Genomic DNA, 1,649 nt, shown 5'->3' with positions numbered 1-1,649 from the left:
AACCACGCCCGCCGCGCCACCCGCCACGGCGACTGCGACTGCGGCACCGGCTGCCCCAGCACCGGCAACCGGCGCTAGCAAAAACTAAGCATGCTTCACAAGCAGCAAGCCCGCTCCAGCGGGCTTGTTTTTTTGCGGCAGGGCATGCGCGACAGCAAGGGGCGGGCAGGGTTTTTAGGGGCTGCCCCCAGGGCGTGTCCCTCTTCAATTCCCCACGCGAAAGCCATCCAGGCCGTGCAGTGCCAGGCGCCCTGAGCGCCGTGTAGCTTGGCTACACAAGCGAAGGGCAACGACGCAATGTGCGGCTTGGCTGGCTTTCCCTTCGGGCTGGCGGTGCAATGCGGCGTCTGCTTTGTCGGGCATCCATCCGCATTGCACCGCCAGCGCGTGGGGGAATTGAAGAGGGACACGCCCTAGAATCAATCGCGCATGCCCCTGATTACGCTCATCCTTCTCCCCTTCATCGGCAGCCTGCTGGCAGCGGTTCTGCCCTCCAACGCCCGCAATACCGAGTCCACCCTGGCAGGACTCATTGCCCTGTTCTGCACCGTGCAAGCGGCGCTCTACTTCCCGCAGATTGCAGACGGCGGCGTGATCCGGCAAGAGCTGGCCTGGCTGCCCGCGCTGGGCCTGAACCTCGTCATCCGCATGGACGGCTTTGCCTGGATGTTCTGCATGCTGGTGCTGGGCGTGGGCAGCCTGGTGGTGCTGTATGCGCGCTACTACATGTCTGCGGCCGACCCGGTGCCGCGCTTCTTCTCGTTTTTTCTGGCCTTCATGGGTGCGATGGCAGGCGTTGTTCTGTCGGGCAACATCATCCAGATTGCGTTTTTCTGGGAGCTGACCAGCCTGTTTTCGTTTCTGCTGATCGGCTACTGGCACCACCGCAAGGATGCGCGGCGCGGCGCGCGCATGGCGCTCACCGTCACCGGCACGGGCGGCCTGGCCATGCTGGCGGGCATGCTGGTGCTGGGGCACATCGTTGGCAGCTACGACCTCGATCATGTGCTCGCCGCCGGCCAGCTCATCCAGAACCACGCGCTGTACACCACCGCGCTCGTACTGATCCTGCTGGGCGCGCTCACCAAAAGCGCGCAGTTCCCCTTCCACTTCTGGCTGCCCCACGCCATGGCCGCGCCCACGCCTGTGTCGGCCTACCTGCACTCGGCCACCATGGTCAAGGCGGGCGTGTTTCTGCTGGCGCGCCTGTGGCCCGCGCTGGCGGGCACCGAGCAGTGGTTCTGGCTGGTGGGCGGCGCGGGCCTGGCCACCTTGCTGGTGGGCGGCTATGCGGCCATGTTCCAGAACGACCTCAAGGGGCTGCTGGCGTACTCGACCATCTCGCACCTGGGCCTCATCACCCTGCTGCTGGGCCTGAACAGCCCGCTGGCCGCCGTGGCGGCCGTGTTCCACATCATGAACCACGCCACCTTCAAGGCCTCGCTGTTCATGGCCGTGGGCATCGTGGACCATGAAAGTGGCACGCGGGACATCCGGCGCCTGTCGGGCCTGCGCACCATGATGCCGATCACCGCCACCCTGGCCATGGTGGCCAGCGCGGCCATGGCGGGCGTGCCGCTGCTCAATGGCTTCCTGTCCAAGGAAATGTTCTTTGCCGAGACGGTGTACGTGAACACCACGCCATTGCT

General features: G+C 65.5%; 1 protein-coding gene. It reads left to right on the top strand.

The features are described 5' to 3' along the window. Positions 1-429: 429 nt before the first annotated feature. Positions 430-1,649 (top strand): proton-conducting transporter membrane subunit (locus DBR23_RS22685; RefSeq protein WP_304466233.1); only part of this gene is annotated, 1,220 nt, incomplete at its 3' end.

This window comes from Acidovorax sp. HMWF018 (assembly GCF_003061035.1).
In the GTDB taxonomy this organism is placed as follows: Bacteria; Pseudomonadota; Gammaproteobacteria; order Burkholderiales; family Burkholderiaceae_C; genus Acidovorax; species Acidovorax delafieldii.
Note: the sequence above shows the minus strand (reverse complement) of the source record. Positions and strands in the feature narration are given on the sequence as shown.